This is a genomic window from Diaphorobacter sp. J5-51 (assembly GCF_001023515.1).
In the GTDB taxonomy this organism is placed as follows: domain Bacteria; phylum Pseudomonadota; class Gammaproteobacteria; order Burkholderiales; family Burkholderiaceae_C; genus Diaphorobacter; species Diaphorobacter nitroreducens.
This window is the reverse complement of the sequence record NZ_JSYI01000112.1, coordinates 1-324: the sequence shown is the minus strand read 5'-3', so window position 1 is coordinate 324 and position 324 is coordinate 1. Positions and strand designations below refer to the sequence as shown.

Sequence of the window (324 nt, the reverse complement as noted above, 5' to 3'; positions counted from 1 at the left end):
GCGTGGCCTACACCGACCCCGAAGTGGCCTGGGTGGGCCTGACCGAGGACCAGGCCAAGGCGCAGGGCATCAAGGTCAAGAAGGGCCTGTTCCCCTGGGCGGCCAGCGGCCGCGCCATCGCCAACGGGCGCGACGAAGGCTTTACCAAGCTGCTGTTCGACGACAGCCCCGAGGCGCACGGCCACGGCCGCATCCTGGGCGGCGGCATCGTCGGCACGCACGCCGGCGACATGATCGGCGAGATCGCCCTGGCCATCGAGATGGGCGCCGACGCGGTGGACATCGGCAAGACCATCCACCCGCATCCGACGCTGGGCGAGAGCA

1 pseudogene is annotated in these 324 nt (G+C 70.7%); it reads left to right on the top strand.

The window, feature by feature from the left end:
- Positions 1 to 324 (top strand): annotated as a pseudogene (locus OX89_RS14090) (dihydrolipoyl dehydrogenase); the annotation flags it as partial.